Annotated in this window: 13 protein-coding genes and 1 riboswitch; of the genes, 4 read left to right on the forward strand and 9 right to left on the reverse strand. The window is 41.3% G+C overall.

The window, feature by feature from the left end:
- Nucleotides 1-10: 10 nt before the first annotated feature.
- The gene (gene moaA / locus IYN84_RS04580) at nucleotides 11-997 is read right to left on the reverse strand and encodes a GTP 3',8-cyclase MoaA (protein ID WP_196137978.1); all 987 of its coding nucleotides are present in this window, start codon (nucleotides 995-997) and stop codon (nucleotides 11-13) included.
- A riboswitch (molybdenum cofactor riboswitch) is annotated at nucleotides 989-1,130 on the reverse strand. (Overlaps the previous gene by 9 nt.)
- 256 nt (nucleotides 1,131-1,386) lie before the next feature.
- On the opposite strand from moaA, the gene IYN84_RS04585 reads away from it, so the two are divergent.
- Nucleotides 1,387-2,574: an alginate export family protein gene (locus IYN84_RS04585; RefSeq protein WP_196137979.1), complete on the forward strand. Its 1,188-nt coding sequence runs from the start codon at nucleotides 1,387-1,389 to the stop codon at nucleotides 2,572-2,574.
- Nucleotides 2,575-2,635: 61 nt separating this feature from the next.
- On the opposite strand, the gene yegQ is transcribed toward IYN84_RS04585, so the two are convergent.
- The 6 genes from yegQ to IYN84_RS04615 all read right to left on the reverse strand — a co-directional run bounded on the left by yegQ (nucleotide 2,636) and on the right by IYN84_RS04615 (nucleotide 7,240).
- Nucleotides 2,636-3,970 carry a tRNA 5-hydroxyuridine modification protein YegQ gene (gene yegQ, locus IYN84_RS04590; protein ID WP_196137980.1) on the reverse strand — a complete coding sequence of 445 codons (1,335 nt, stop codon included), beginning with the start codon at nucleotides 3,968-3,970 and terminating at the stop codon, nucleotides 2,636-2,638.
- Between the two features lie 109 nt (nucleotides 3,971-4,079).
- Nucleotides 4,080-4,769, reverse strand: a complete 690-nt coding sequence (locus IYN84_RS04595; protein WP_196137981.1) for a sulfite exporter TauE/SafE family protein — start codon at nucleotides 4,767-4,769, stop codon at nucleotides 4,080-4,082.
- Between the two features lie 51 nt (nucleotides 4,770-4,820).
- Nucleotides 4,821-5,549: a DUF2057 family protein gene (locus tag IYN84_RS04600; protein WP_196137982.1), complete on the reverse strand. Its 729-nt coding sequence runs from the start codon at nucleotides 5,547-5,549 to the stop codon at nucleotides 4,821-4,823.
- A gap of 62 nt (nucleotides 5,550-5,611) precedes the next feature.
- Nucleotides 5,612-5,776: a cbb3-type cytochrome oxidase assembly protein CcoS gene (gene ccoS / locus IYN84_RS04605; protein WP_196137983.1), complete on the reverse strand. Its 165-nt coding sequence runs from the start codon at nucleotides 5,774-5,776 to the stop codon at nucleotides 5,612-5,614.
- Between the two features lie 56 nt (nucleotides 5,777-5,832).
- Nucleotides 5,833-6,435, reverse strand: a complete 603-nt coding sequence (locus IYN84_RS04610; protein WP_196137984.1) for a Yip1 family protein — start codon at nucleotides 6,433-6,435, stop codon at nucleotides 5,833-5,835.
- Nucleotides 6,436-6,532: 97 nt separating this feature from the next.
- The gene (locus tag IYN84_RS04615) at nucleotides 6,533-7,240 is read right to left on the reverse strand and encodes a DUF445 domain-containing protein (RefSeq protein ID WP_196137985.1); all 708 of its coding nucleotides are present in this window, start codon (nucleotides 7,238-7,240) and stop codon (nucleotides 6,533-6,535) included.
- Nucleotides 7,241-7,370: 130 nt separating this feature from the next.
- On the opposite strand from IYN84_RS04615, the gene IYN84_RS04620 reads away from it, so the two are divergent.
- The 3 genes from IYN84_RS04620 (at nucleotide 7,371) to tnpA (ending at nucleotide 11,335) form a co-directional block, all read left to right on the forward strand.
- Nucleotides 7,371-8,513 carry a GNAT family N-acetyltransferase gene (locus IYN84_RS04620; protein WP_196137986.1) on the forward strand — a complete coding sequence of 381 codons (1,143 nt, stop codon included), beginning with the start codon at nucleotides 7,371-7,373 and terminating at the stop codon, nucleotides 8,511-8,513.
- A gap of 130 nt (nucleotides 8,514-8,643) precedes the next feature.
- The gene (locus IYN84_RS04625; protein WP_196137987.1) at nucleotides 8,644-10,728 is read left to right on the forward strand and encodes a M14 family zinc carboxypeptidase; all 2,085 of its coding nucleotides are present in this window, start codon (nucleotides 8,644-8,646) and stop codon (nucleotides 10,726-10,728) included.
- A 175-nt stretch (nucleotides 10,729-10,903) separates the two neighbouring features.
- The gene (gene tnpA / locus IYN84_RS04630; protein WP_196137988.1) at nucleotides 10,904-11,335 is read left to right on the forward strand and encodes an IS200/IS605 family transposase; all 432 of its coding nucleotides are present in this window, start codon (nucleotides 10,904-10,906) and stop codon (nucleotides 11,333-11,335) included.
- Between the two features lie 123 nt (nucleotides 11,336-11,458).
- On the opposite strand, the gene IYN84_RS04635 is transcribed toward tnpA, so the two are convergent.
- Nucleotides 11,459-14,386: a M14 family zinc carboxypeptidase gene (locus tag IYN84_RS04635; protein WP_196137989.1), complete on the reverse strand. Its 2,928-nt coding sequence runs from the start codon at nucleotides 14,384-14,386 to the stop codon at nucleotides 11,459-11,461.
- A 162-nt stretch (nucleotides 14,387-14,548) separates the two neighbouring features.
- Nucleotides 14,549-15,283, reverse strand: coding sequence for a pseudouridine synthase (locus IYN84_RS04640; protein WP_196137990.1), 735 nt, complete (start codon nucleotides 15,281-15,283; stop codon nucleotides 14,549-14,551).
- Nucleotides 15,284-15,442 lie beyond the last annotated feature (159 nt).

Consider the following 15,442-nt stretch of genomic DNA (forward strand, 5'->3'; position numbering starts at 1 on the left):
TCTCGTAAATCTAACCACCAACCGATGCTAAATGTGGTGTTATACCGGTATCGCCATCATGTAAAAAATGCTGTTTTCTTTTCTTGCCAAGCAGACGGCACAATGTCTCTTTCAGCTCAGTTTTTTGCTCGTCTGTTTTAAGTAAATGTCTGATGCTAAACCCCTGTTCACCAAACAGACATAAATGAAAATCTCCGGTCGACGATATTCGCAGGCGATTACAGCTATCGCAAAAATCTTTAGAGTAGGGAGCAATTATTCCAAAGCTTCCTTTATGCTCAGGGTGTACAAATTCTACTGCTGGGCCAGCACCAGGACTTTTTATTTTTTCACTCCAGCCCTGAGCTTTTAGGTAGTTTTTCAGATCGTTAGCTGACACATGATATTGATTGAAATATTCTAGATTATCACCGGTCTGCATTAGCTCGATGAAACGCATACTTATAGGCTTATCTTTTAAAAGTTGTGAATACTGATCTATTTGGTGGGAATTAATATTTTTAAGTAGTACTGCGTTGAGTTTAACACTTCTAAGATTGTTAAGGGTAAGTGCGTAATCTATCCCTTCAAGAATCTGGGGGAGACGATTGTGTCCGGTTAGATCTGCAAATAGGCGAGGATCTAGACTATCAACACTTACATTTAGATTAGTTAAACCTGCATCAACCCATTGACCAATCTTTTCTTTGAGCTTGTATCCATTGGTCGTCATAGCGATTTGTTTAATGCCGTCGACAGAACGGAGCGACTTAATTATATCGACAAAATCTTTTCGAACACTGGGCTCGCCACCAGTCAATCTGATTTTCCATGTTCCCAACTCGGCAAATGCGGTAACTAATCGGCGGATTTCATCAATAGATAAATAGTTCTTGGGAGAATCACATTGATAACCTTCGGGCAGGCAATAACTACACGAAAAATTACAAACGTCAGTTAACGAAAGCCTCAGGTATGGGAAGCTTCGACCTTGAGAGTCGACGAGTTGATTATTCAATTCAAATCTCCTTTCCAAATACGGGAGGAATGACAATTTCTCATCAAACCCTGGCAGCCATTTGATTGCTGCGGCAATGCAAGCCTATTCTTGGTTGAACTTAGCTAAACATTGCTCGGAGTAACACATAAGTCTATTTTAGAGTAATTACCTATATAGATAAATCACTCTCCTGAATTAAACAAGGTAAAAATCGTAAATAATCATTTTTATTCGCTAATTACCCTATCTTGATGGTTTCCATTTTATTGAATTGACGCAAATTTTTGTTGATATGGATCAAGAAATTTCTTTTGTGAAAGAGTAGATTAGGCAGCGTACCCGGGCGGTACATGCCTAACATTTTAATACGCGACTTAAAGCGAACGATCCTGCTAAGGGGATGAATAATGAAGAATCAATTCAAAATGAGTATGGTTGCAGCAGCAGTAATTGCGGCTGGTTCAACTGGGGTTTATGCTGAAGAAGGTGTTAGCAGCACTGTCGATGTAAGTTTCCGGTATCGAATTGAAACTGTTGATCAAGAAAGCATGGTTGAAGATGCGCAAGCGTCCACCTTGAGAACCCGTGCAACGATAAAAACCAAGTGGAATGATAAGTTCGACTCGGTTCTAGAGTTTGATGATGTGACCGAAATCGGGATGGATGAATTTAATGCCGGCCAAGGAAATACTCCAGATAGAAGTCAATATCCAGTGGTTGCTGATCCAGAAGGAACGGAAGTAAATCAAGCTTTCGTACGTTACAATGGTGACAGTACCAAAGTTGCCTACGGTCGGCAAAGAATCCTGATTGAAAACCAGCGGTTTGTAGGTGGAGTTGGTTGGCGACAAAACGAGCAGACTTATGATGGCCTGACAGTTAATACGAAGTTTGGTGAAGTCAATTTCAACTACGCCTATGTGTCAAATGTTAACCGAATCTTTGGTGAAGATGTTGATGCAGGCGATCATGAGCACAATACACACTTAATCAATGCTGACATGAAGCTTGGTGATGGAAAATTATCAGGTTACTACTTTGCGATAGAAAATGAAACCGCCCAGGGGGCTTCAAATGATACCTTTGGGGTTCGTTACTCTGGTAAGGCTGGCACCTTTGCCTACACCGCAGAGCTAGCTACTCAGTCTGCCGGAAGTGATAATCCAAATGACTATGATGCTAGTTACTACTTATTGGAAGGCGCATATAAGCCGGATGGCTATTCAATAGGCGCCGGGATCGAAGTGCTTGGCGGCGATTCAGCAAATGGCCAGGGGTTTACTACTTCTTTAGCAACGCTTCATAAATTCCAGGGTTGGGCAGACGTTTTTCTTGGAACGCCAGCTTCCGGTATAGAAGATATGTACCTTAACGGCTCTGTCAAATTAGGTGAGTTCAATTTGAAAGCTGTTTATCACACATTTGCTACAGATGAAGGTGGTGTTGATTTAGGTACGGAATTTGATTTAGCGCTCTCAAGAAAAATCAACAAAAAGACCTCTATGTTAATAAAGTACGCTAGCTTTGATAGTGACAATGAATTACTTTACTCTTCTAGAGATAAAATGTGGTTTATGCTTACTTATAAGCTTTAGACATTATTACTACTAAAAAAAGGGGCTCATCGAGCCCCTTTTTATTGAACAGAAAAAAGCGTCAGCCAGCTTTAACTACTTGCGGCTGTGCGGCATTTTCTTTGACAATTAACCCCATTTGACTGTCATAGCCTTCGGGTTTTTGTATCCATACCTGATGTCCAGAGCCAGGAGCAACGATCATTTCACCACCGTAAGGGTTAGTCATCCATTCAAGTCTTTGCTGAATATCGCCCTGCGGTGACATAAATATCAGTTCATCTCCAATTTGAAAGCGATTTTTGACATCCACTAATAGTCTATTGTCTTCAGTTTCCAGTACTTCTCCGACAAATAACTGGTTATGGCGCTCAGGGCTTCCATTGAGATAATTCTGATAGTCGTCATGTACATGACGTCTAAAGAAGCCTTCGGTATAACCACGGTTCGCCATGCCTTGTAAAGTATCCATAAGACCCATGTCGAATGGTTTTCCAGCCATCGCATCATCGATAGCTTTGCGATAGACCTGAGAGGTTCTCGCTGCATAGAAGTGGGATTTAGTTCGGCCTTCGATTTTAAGACAATCAACTCCGATTTCAATCAACTTTTCAACGTGCTGTATCGCACGTAAGTCCTTGGAATTGAAGATATAAGTGCCGTGCTCGTCTTCATACATTGGCATAAATTCGCCAGGGCGTTGATTTTCTTCAAGAAGCACAAGTTTGTCACTGGTCTCACCAATCCCAATTTGAGGCTCAGGTTTAACAACCTGAATGTCTCCGGTTTCTTGCATTTCAGCTTCGTGAACTTTATATCCCCAACGGCAAGCATTAGTGCAAGTACCTTGATTTGGATCTCTGTGATTGAAGTAACCAGATAATAAGCAGCGTCCGGAATAAGCAATACAAAGCGCGCCGTGGACGAAAACTTCGAGCTCGATATCCGGACATTGTTGCCTGATTTCAGCGACCTCATCCAAAGATAACTCTCGCGACAAGATAACTCGCTTAATCCCGAAGGACTGCCAGAACTTCACTGCAGCATAATTGACTGTATTTGCTTGAACAGAAAGGTGAAGAACTGCTTCAGGCCACTTTTCTTTGACCATCATCATTAACCCAGGATCTGACATTATTAAAGCGTCAGGTTGCATATTAACAATCGGTTCTATGTCCTTGAGGAAGGTTTTTACTTTGCTATTATGTGGGGCGATATTGGCAGCAACGAAAAACTGCTTTCCCATCGACTGGGCTTCTTTAATTCCCAGGTCGATATTTTCCATGTTGAAGCTATTATTTCGTACGCGCAGGCTATAGCGTGGTAGACCTGCATAAACCGCATCTGCTCCATAGGCAAACGCATAGCGCATATGTTTTAAAGAGCCCGCTGGGGCTAGTAGTTCTGGCTTTAGCATACTGATTCCGGGTCAATAAACTAATTAAAAGGTGCGCGATTATAGAGGATATTTGCTTAAAATCCCAGCAAAGTAGACGAAATGTTAAATCAGAACAGTTTTATTCAATTTAGTGATGGTGATGAACTACCTGCTCGGCGAAGAAGAGTCCCCACAGAATATAGACTCCATAGGCGATCATTAAGACTGCGATTGGGTATCTGAGCCAATAAGAGTTCAGAATAGCCTTTGCCTTCTGGCTGGCAGCCCCTACGAGTAGAGTCGCTGGAACTGTGCCCAGCCCGAAAGCCAGCATAGAGCTCATACTAGCAAGTGCTGATGCTGTTGATACTGAGTAGCCCAAAGCGGTATATACCAGACCACAGGGAAGCCAGCCCCATACAGCGCCTAGTCCAATCGCTTGCCTGAGTGACCTGACCGGTAGGAAAGGCTTGGACAGTGGACTAATTCGTTTCCAGAGAAAACCACCAAGTTTTTCGAAGTAAGATAGCGCCATCCAAAGCCGGGACAGGTATAGGCCCATCAAAATTAACAAACCAGCAGATATTACAGGAAGGACAGGTATTTTAAGCAGGTTGTTAACTTGTTCGCTGAACAGACCAAAAATAAGGCCGATGATAGTATAACTACTCACTCTACCGAACTGATAACCAATAATTTTGCGCCACTGATTATTTCTGTTTTCCGTTGCAGCCGACAAGCCACTAATAATACCTCCACACATGCCGATACAATGTCCAGCCCCCATCAGGCCAAGAATAAACATAGAAAACAGGCTGAAATCGTTTGTAAAGGGCATGCTACAACCTTAACTGAAGTCGGCTAGTAAAGCGTTAGGCTCAGTAACAAGCTATTGCTTTTTAATTGAGTTAAGAAAGGCTTCCTTTTCTTCAGCTGAAGCTTGAGCCCACCAATAAACCAGCATATCAAGTGCACGAGATTTACTATTAGAAACTTTGGAAGTAGGGGGAGCCGATTCGCTTTCGGGACCAGAAATTGGTTGCAAGCTAGAAAGTTTGCTAGCGTCATCCTTTGAATAGGATAAGTCAATCGATGCATTTGGCCTTAGTTTGGTGCTGGCAACGAGATAATCTTGTTTGTCACTTTGCAATAAAGAAAAATTGAAAGGGATATCTTTGTCAGATATATTTACAATATCAGATGACACGTCAGTCTTTTTTGAGTTTAAACGGCGTATTCTGAATAATGGATTCTTGATAAACTTTCGAGCTGAAATTGCATCACCTGGTTTAACCAGGCTTTGCATATATGAGGTGTCTTTGTTCAGATACACTTGAAGTAAATAGGGGCTTGATCTTACTATATCAAAGTCATCTTCAGTATCGCCTTCGTAGACAGCTTCGAATTGCAGTACAATGCGATTCAAACCCGATTTTAACTCCAATCTTCGGTTTTGCCCAAAAAAAAACTGTTTAGCAGCTTCGCCATTAACCGCCAGAATGTTGAATTCTTCAGCAATTGACAAAGTTGTTTTAGCTTGTGCAAAAGGGATGATGTTAACAATACTCATACTAACCAGAAGAATAATCACTTTTGTTAAATTATACAGGAATTGCATTTTGGAATCCTTACACTACTGCTCGTACAAAAAAGGTTGCTGCTTATTTTAATAGCTTTTAGCTATTCCTTTTTGTCGTTTTGAACCTCGTCGTCGTCAAACAGAATATCGACAGCGGGGGAGTCCAGGTCTTGAAACTGTCCATTACGTACAGCCCAAAATAGAATGGCTATGGCAACAATTAGAACTAGAACGGAAAGGGGAATTAACCAATATATTACATCCAAGAGATTACCTACCTATATAAACACTCGCCTAATAAGTTATATTCCCCTGTATTTGACTATGAAGTGAATACTGGAGAAAGACCCGAGCCCCAGAAGACAATGGTTATGGCTAACATTCCAACCAGACTTACCATGCAAACTGTGAGAATGGAGCTGGCAAATAAAAAACCTTTTTCCTGGTTAATCCCCATGATCTTCGGAACGCCTTTATAAAGTAAGTTTACCGCCATAGCAATAGCTATCAGGCTAAAAAGCATATCGAGCCATAAAATTGGGAAGCTTCCAAGAATGCCGACTAGAAAGAGAGGCGTGCAACTATAGGCTGTCAGATTGACACATTCTGCCAGTGATGGAGCCGCGCCGTAGGTCTTCGCCATCCACTGGATAAAGGCCGATATTACAAAGACTGCTACTAATATTGCAAAATAGGCAACAATTGAAAGATAAAGAGCACTATCGGAAGTCAACTTATGAGTCGCTCCGTCACCAACTGACCAGCCGACATATGTTGCGCCAATAAAGGCTGATACTGGGGGTATGGCTGCGAAAAAAATCAAAAAGGTCAAATAGATGTGACTAATGCTCTGTTTTTGTTCACTTATCTTTTGCCACTCTTGAGATGGTCCGTAAAGTAGCGCTATTGCGTTGGTTAAAGACATCTTATTCCCCTTGTTCTTATATTAGGTCCTAGGGTTAATAATACACCTTGTCTAGGAATTATCAATTTCAGAAATATGTCGAACCAACGCGAATTAGTTAAGATAGAGCAAATGTTGACAACAATCCTATAACGGCGCCGAAAACACCTCCCCAGACTACCAACCAGCCAAGATGCTTTTTAATCATATCTTGAACAATCTGTTTGACCAGAGAGGGAGTTAGTTCTTCCAGGCGAGCCGCAATTATTGATTCTACCTTGGACTTTATATCAGAAAGTACCTCTGGACTTTCTATTTCATCTTTAACAAGTTGTGAAAAGCTTTCTTCTTCAGTCATTTCAATTAGTGCAAACTTCATGTTTTCCATGAAAGGTTCTTTTAACGGTAAGAGCGCCTCCTGACCGCCGAACATATTAAGCATGCCGCCGAATGAAGACTCCATAATGGTTTTAAGAAGCTTTTCAAAAGCAGGGCTCATATCTACTTTCTCGATAACTGGAGCCAGATTCAATTTAACCTGTGTATTTTCATTGGTAGAAAGAAACTTATCTATATTGTCATCAGTAAAAAACTGTTCCATCATCATCGTTTTGATCGCTAATTTAAAGTCCTCAAAGCGAGCTGGAATAACGCCAGAGCCGTAAAGACCGGGTACTCTCTCAAAAAGCATGTGAACGGCTAGCCAGTTGGTAATGGCGCCTGAGAATGAGAAAAGGCCAATATTTAATATCAACGCGCTCTGAGTAAACAGTCCTAGAATGCAGCAGGCAAAAGATACTAGATTTGTTATTAAGCTCTTATTCAAAACAACTCCTTAACACATAAAACAGTAATCAAAATTAAGACGGGTATTCTAGCAGAAAGATTGTCGTTGACTAGCTCGGGTGTTATCTTCATTAACATTAGAGGTTGCAACCTAATGGCGAGCGATTTTTGTGGAAGTCAGGTTTGTCGAAAGTATTGAGAAGATTGGAAAGGAGGTATGGAATTCTGTCGTAGATACTGATTATCCCTTCATCCAGTACGAGTTTCTTCACCTTTTAGAGAGTTCAGGCTCGGTATGCTCTGACTCAGGATGGGAGACCTGTCATATCGTTGTTGAAAGCGGAAAAAAGGTAGTCGCGCTTGCTCCTTGTTACATAAAGCATCATGGTTTCGGAGAGTATGTTTTCGATTATCAATGGGCTCGAGCTTATCAACAACTCGGCTTTACCTATTATCCGAAACTGGTAACGGCTATTCCATTTACTCCTGCTACAGGGAAACGTATCTATTGTTGCAGTGAAGTGAATAGAGCTGAAGTATTTAATTATATATTCGAAGCTGTGAATAAAGAAATTAAGTTGGAGCGTTTTCACAGTTGGCACTTATTGTTTGAAAGTCAGCCGTTGGAGAAAATCAGTGATAGGCTTCCTTTACTAAAACGTACTGGAATTCAATATCATTGGTTTAACAAAGGCTATAACTCATTCGATGACTTCCTGAATGATTGCCGAAAGAAAAACAGGAAAAACATTAAAAGAGAACGTAAAAAGGTTGTCGAACAAAACTTAAAAATCAGGCGCATTCACGGACACGATGTAACTGAAGAGATGGCAAGTAAACTATTTGATTTTTATCGTTTAACCTATCTGAAACGAAGTGGGCATCTGGGATATTTAAAAAAGGAATTTTTCACTCAACTATATTCCGATTTGCCGGGAAATACATTGTTAGTAGCAGCAGAGCGAGGTAAAAAGCTTGTTGCTGCATCATTATTCTTTCACGACAGTGACTCGCTTTACGGTCGATATTGGGGAGCCTTAGAAGAGTATGACTCTTTACATTTTGAGTTGTGCTATTACCAGGGAATAGAGTTTGCGATCAAAAACAAGTTAAAAAAGCTGGATGCTGGAGCGCAGGGTGAGCATAAGATTTCTAGAGGGTTCAAACCTGTAATGACTTCTTCGTTTCATCATATAGGCCTTGAATGCCTGCAAGCACCGATTGCTAAATTTCTACGAGAAGAAAACCGGTATTTGAAGGCAATGTCTAGCCAACTTGAATCGAGATTGCCGTTTAAAAATGAAAATAAATAATAGGTATTGAGTATTACTAAAGCTGTTTAATATTTACAGGGCGGTAATATTACCTTGTTATTGGCTCTACGAAGGTATTAGTATTTTTGAAGATAATAATAGATGTATTTTTTTGGAGCTAGCAAAGTCAATGAACAAGCAATTAATCAAGGGGCCAAAGACAAAAATCTACAGCTCTGTCAGGAAAGCCGTTTTGGCCGCTCTTGCAATAACTTCCGCGTCATCCGGAGCAGCCGCTACATTGTCGGATTCTGTATCCCCTTATCTAGTTACGGCTCCTAGTTCTGATGTCGCAAGAAAGGTCGCTATATCCTACCATCACGGCATACTTAAAACCGACTTTAAAAACAAACAGCTTGTTATCGACTTGACGCCTGATGAGGTAGAGAAATTAAGATTTCATGGCATTCAGGTAAAGTACAGTACTGAATGGGAAACTAAGTTTCGTGATTATCAGTTAAGTATTCAACAAAAGAAATTGGAAAACTCGGTTAATAAGTCTGCAGGCATCCCAGGTTTTGAATGCTATCCTACAGTAGAAGAAACGATGCAACAGGGAGCGTTGTTAGCAAGTGAAAACGATCAATATGCAGAGTGGATCGATATCGGGGATTCATGGAAAAAGGCAAATAGTTCGGGCGGCTATGACTTAATGGTCTTGAAAATCACCAACCGAAATATCGAAAAAGAAAAACCCGTTCTGTTTATTCATAGCGCGATGCACGCTCGAGAACTGACTCCCGCTGCGTTGACTTTGGACTTTGCTAAAAAACTTTTAAATGAAAAAGATACCGACGCAGACATTCAATGGCTTTTAGATGAAAGGGAAATTCATATTTTGTTTCATATGAATCCAGACGGAAGAAAGATTGCCGAAACAGGAGAGTACCAACGTAAAAACGCCAACAGCAACCACTGTCCGGGTGGCAATGTCGGGGTAGACTTGAATAGAAATTTTGCCTATTTCTGGAATACTACGGAATATGGTTCGAGCGGAAACGAGTGCGATCAAACTTATCGAGGAAAATCTGCAGAGTCAGAGCCAGAAACTCAGGCTGTATCCAATTACATTCGCAGTTTATTTGCAGATAGCCGGGGTGATAATGAGAGTGATGCTGCTCCGGCTGATACATCAGGCATGCACCTGGATATTCATAGTTATAGCCAGTTGATTTTATGGCCCTATGGTCACACAGATACTCCATCACCAAATGCTAACGGATTTGAAGAACTTGGGAATAAACTTGCATGGTTCAACAATTACACTCCGCAGCAAAGTGTAGGGCTTTACCCGACCGATGGTACTAGCGATGATGTTAGTTATGGCGAGCTTGGGGTCGCGGCAATAACCTATGAGCTTGGAACAGATTTTTTTCAAGCCTGTAATGATTATACATCTAAAATAAAGCCTGATAACTTACGTTCTTTAATTTATGCGGCGAAAGTCACTGAGGCTCCTTATTTGTTAAGTTCCGGGCCGGAAGTTGAGTTGATAAAGCTCAATGGTAGTAGTGAAAATGTGGTTGTTGCTCGAGGTGCTAATTTGGATATCGTTGCCCAAGCGAGCGCGATAAATACCAAGAAAAGTAGCCTGGGTAGAAGTGTGAGCAAGGTCGAATACTCTATTGACAAACACTTTAACGATGCTCAGTCGACAGTGAGCGAGCTACCCGATAATGACGGAAATTTAACTGGTGTTGAGGAGTTCTCTGGGCAAATAAACACTGCTGAACTTAGTGAAGGAAGACATACCATTTATTTTAGAGCCTATAATCAGAGTGGCCAATCCGGAGTTGTTTCTGCAATGTTTTTTACAATTGGCGAAAATAGTTTGCCGGCAGCATCATTTGAATATAGTTGCCAGGAGCTAAGTTGCAGCTTTAATGCCGGAAATAGTTCCGATAGTGATGGCGATATTACAAATTTTCAATGGCAATTTGGAGATGGTGTTGAAGGATACGGCGAAATCATTGAGCATACGTATCCTGGTGAGGGGAGTTACGAGGTCGTGTTAACCGTCTATGACGATAAAGGAGCAAGAGCATCTACTGCACAGTCATTTGATGTTAAACAAGAGTCGACAGAAGAGGAAGACGAGGAAGAAGAAAACGAGCCAGAAGAAGAAAATGTGAGTTCTTCAAGTGGTGGAGGTTCTTTGGGTGGATGGTTAATCGCTATGTTTGCCTTTACCTATTTTCGCAGAATATTAAAATAGAAAATTTTTAGTAAAAGGAAAAAAGCGCGAAACAATCGCGCTTTTTTTATTGCCAACAGAAAACCACGTCCTGAGGACGTGGTCATCTATGGTCGGCTTAGCCTGCCATAAGAATGACTGCTCACGCACAATCCTTTGTTGAGTTATCCCCATAACTTAAACAAGAGGAAAATACATGAGCAGATTCAAGAGGGCGTCACATGTGCTATGGCATTGCCAATATCATATAGTGTGGACGCCAAAATACCGATTCAGAATTTTAAAAGGCAATATGGGCCGAGCCGTTTATGGTTCGATAATTATATTCTGTGAGCAGCAAGGTTGTGAAGTGGTAGAGTTAAATGTACAAGTAGATCATGTGCATTTGTTAGTACTGGTGCCACCTAAACTGAGTATTTCAAAGTTAGTTGGCGTGCTAAAAGGGCGTTCGGCGATAAGGATATTTAACAAGTTTCCTCATCTGAGAAAGAAGCCCTTTTGGGGCAATCACTTTTGGGCAAAAGGATATTGTGTAGATACGGTAGGTGTGGATTCGGAGATGATTCGAAAGTACGTTAAGTACCAACAGAAACAGGAAGAACTTCAACAGAGTTTAGAGTTGAAATGAAGGCTGAATAGGGATAACGATGAGTGCCTTCTAAGATGGCACTCTCATGGCCCCCTTTTAGGGGGCTTAGTGCAAGACCACCTTCTAAGAAGGTGGATTTTTACTATTGACTTATTTTGCTAATCACAGTTTTGTAATTGGCTGACTTGTGCCTAGTCCTACGCCATAAACTAAAGCATTTAGAAATAGGCGATTAGTTGCTTTTGTTGAGCCTCGAAAAGCCGGTTGAGTAGCAAAAATTATGATTTGTCCATTACCTTTGCTTTCTCTGGTTAAAAGTGCAGCATTGGCAATTCTGTTACTAGCTTCAGGCCATAATAAGCCACTCATTCTTAATTTGAGCTCGTATCCATCCGGCATGCTGGCCCATCCAATTTTTCGTGAGTTAGTTTTATCCTTAAAAGAAGCTGAAATTTTTTGCCAGACGTTTTTGTCCATTTCTTTATAGTAGCCGAATCTGGCTGGCGCTTGTGAACCCTGACCAGACATTAATATCGGTACATTTTGGACCAGTGCAGGGATAAACTCAGGTGTCCCATAAGTTAGCCAATGCTTCTGATCCATACGAGCTGAAACGATCGCGCCCGAAGGCATAAAGCGAGATTGCCAGGACTCTCGCTTCTGAAGTTCCTCAGTATTTAACTGAGAGGAGTCCTTGTCCCACGGAAAATCGACTTTTTCGAAAGCATTGTGTTGCCACGCTTGATCTACTTGTTCAAATTTTTCATTACCGGCTAACCATTCGCGAGTTAGATCGAGGTTGTATTTATCGATTTCCGGAAAGACGTCGGATAACTGTTTTATCTGAGAAATTCCTTTTTCAGACTTTACAAAGTCTAAAGCTGAGTGTCCGATTAATATTAGCGTTCCGCCTGTGTTAACCCAATCTTCGATTGCGTTTAACTCGTTTTCTCCAAAATTGCCGTAAAAACGATCCGGAATTACAAGAGTGTTGTATCTCCGAAGATCAGCAAAAGTTAAGGTCGCACTGTCGAGGTGTGAGTGTCTTATTCCAAGATTTTTATCAATGGTATGCCAGATTGCTCCGAAGTCATAGGTACTAATGCCGTTGCCTGTGAGTAATGCAATCTGCGGCTTCTTTAATATGTTAAAGTGGGCACCACCGATGTCGGGATAGTCGCCGTCACCTAATCCCTTGGTTATCGTACTTGCTTTTATTTTTACCTCTTTTGCTGTTTGCTCAACCAACGCTTCGAGATTGCCGCTAAAAAACTCATTATCGTATTTGTTGACGATAATTGAGCCGCGAGAAAGAGATAAGTCAGCAAGCTTGGTTGGTTTATCTAAAATTCTAACCTGTACGCCTTGCTCCATAAGTCGAGCTGCAAAAGCAACCGATGCATCATCATCACCATCTACGCTATAGGCAATTACATTTTTGCTTTTTTCAAGGTTGTTAGAAGTCTTAGTTTCCGAGTAGGGTTGAATATTGCTGTCGATATATTGATTCAAGGTATAACCTTCAATTCCATGCATCATGGAAAGGTTCCAGGCTGTAGTGTCATACATTAGGCTCGAACCGTCTCTTAATACTCTTTGTCGCTCTTCAACCAAAACAGCATCCTCTATTTTTGCGTCAAATTCGAGTATAGCTGATAGCAATCGGGCTTCAGGCTGTCTGTTACGTACTATTAAACTTCCTTTTGGAAGACCAATACTTCTTTTTTCTCCAAGTTGATTAACGGCATTTGAGAAAGCTGAATCTTTAGTTAATTCGTGGAGTTCAAAGCCCTGTAATTGGAGTAGAGCAACAAATTCTCTCCATCGTTTTAAATTTTTTGAAGGAGGGAAGGCAAAAGTTGTGTCTGCGTAGGGACTATCGGCAGAAATAACTTTTCTGCGGTCTTCCAGGTATTCGCGATAAATCGCTTTGGAATGTTTAGCTAGTGTGTCCAGGTTTTGAAGTGTGCTTAACAATTGATGATGAACAGATTCACGGTAGGTTAAAATCCGATCATTAGTTTGCCTTACACCATCTTCAGCCATTCGAGCCTGTTCGTAAAGTATATGAATGCTGCCTCTGAACTCTGCATAACTTGAGTAACCTGGATACAGGTTTTCGAACCACTCACCAGTAAAGTAAGGCCAGTTTTTTCGGTCAAAAGCGTTGGCCTGATCTTGAGCAAATTTCTCTCCCCATTTTTTAAATGCTTTAGCAAGGTTCTTATTGATTGGTTCTCGGGCTGGTGCAAATAAAAACGTTGATTGGGCACCCATTTCATGTGCATCAATCATTAGCTGCGGGTGCCATTCATTTATTGCTCTTACACGGCCTCTGGTCTCCGGGTGGACTCCCAATATAAAGTCTCTGTTCAAATCAAAGAGGTAATGGTTTGTTCTTCCATAAGGCCAGATACCTGCATGCAAAAGCGACTGATCATCAATATTAGGCGCAACACCACGATTTTGTTGTAGAGCTTTGGTGAATCTAGCGCGCCCATCTGGGTTCATAGAAGGGTCGATCACTATTACCGAGCTATTTAACAGATTCAGCGTTTCCGGCTTTTGGGAGGCAATAAGGTGGTAAATGGCTGCCAGCGAGGCATCTGAGCCTGATGATTCATTACCATGTATAGAGTAGGCCATCCAGGCTACCGCTGGAAGCCTGGCAATGATGTTTTCTCCTTCAGTCTTACTTAATCCAACAGGGTTAGCCAGCTTTGCCAGGTCTGACTTGATACGATCAACTTTTTCCAAGTTATCTCTAGAAGAAATGATTGCGTAATAGAGAGGACGACCTTCATGGCTTCTGGCGTACTCGACTAGTCTTAAGTTATTACTTTGACTTTCCCAAGTTTTAATTACCTGTACTATTTGTTCAGGAGTAGCTGTTTTTTGTCCTACTGGAAAGTTGAGTAATTTGTTCGGACTTGTTATTTCCGGCCTGAACGGACCATCTAAAAGTTGTCCTTTATAATCGATCCCAGGCAAAGGTGTTGGCTTCATCAGGAATGCTGCATTGGCTACAAAGGATGTAGATACCGTATAAATAACCAGACTAAGGATTAAAAAGCTTTTTAAACCTCTCATGTTACGACCCTTTATTATCAGTTGTTTGTTTAAATGCGTGTTTTTTTGAGGTTGGTAAGATGCTGTGTATTTTTAATAATATACTCCGAGCTAGCCGACATTAACATCGGCATATAAGTCGGTCAATAAAACCTCATAGTTATTTACAATTGAAACAAACAGTTAGAATAGGTCCTTTGGATTAGCACTGGAAACTCGATTTTCCCCTGGCTTCAAATCCTTGAGAGACCAGCGGCCTACTGCGACCCTTATTAAGCGAAGGGTTGGGTAGCCGACTGCAGCAGTCATTCGCCGTACTTGCCGGTTTTTACCTTCAGTAATCTTTAGTTCTAACCAGCTTGTTGGAATATTTTTTCTTTCTCTAACTGGTGGGTTACGTTGCCACAGTTTGAAGTCTTCTTTGCTCAAATCAACTAGCCTGGCTTTAGCGGGTTTGGTGATACCATCTTTCAACAGAACGCCTTTGCAAAGAGACTCAAGTGCAGTCTGAGATACGCTCCCTTCAACCTGTACCCAGTAAGTTTTTTCCAGTTTATGCCTGGGGTGACTTATTCTGGCTTGAAGTGCACCATTATTGGTCAGCACCAATAAACCTTCAGAATCTTTGTCAAGTCGTCCTGCTGGGTAAATATCCTTTATTTTAATGAAGTCGGCTAGGGTAGTATCCGCTTTCTCTCCGGTAAATTGACATAAGGTATTGAAAGGCTTGTTGAAAAGTACAACCAGTGTATCCTCTAGCTTTACTGAGGCTTTCTTTCTTGTCAGGCGACCACCAGCGTTATTGGAGCGCATTACATTGTTTTTGCTTGCACCTTTTCCTTGAAAAAGGCGACTGACTTTGTTTTGTCTAGGTGCACTATTCTTCTGAGATAGATTCTTTTTATTTTTGGCAGTCATGAGAAGGCGGCAAATTGACCAGGTTGAAGTACTAAGATGTTGTCTGAATTTTAATCTAAACTTTATCGAAATTGTAGCTAGATCAAGAAATGCTATGATTATTGCGCTATCGGCTAGGATTTCGAAGGCTTGATAGCGTATAATTCGCGCAACAAAAGA

This window comes from Aliikangiella sp. G2MR2-5 (assembly GCF_015687155.1).
Classification (GTDB): Bacteria; Pseudomonadota; Gammaproteobacteria; order Enterobacterales; family Kangiellaceae; genus Aliikangiella.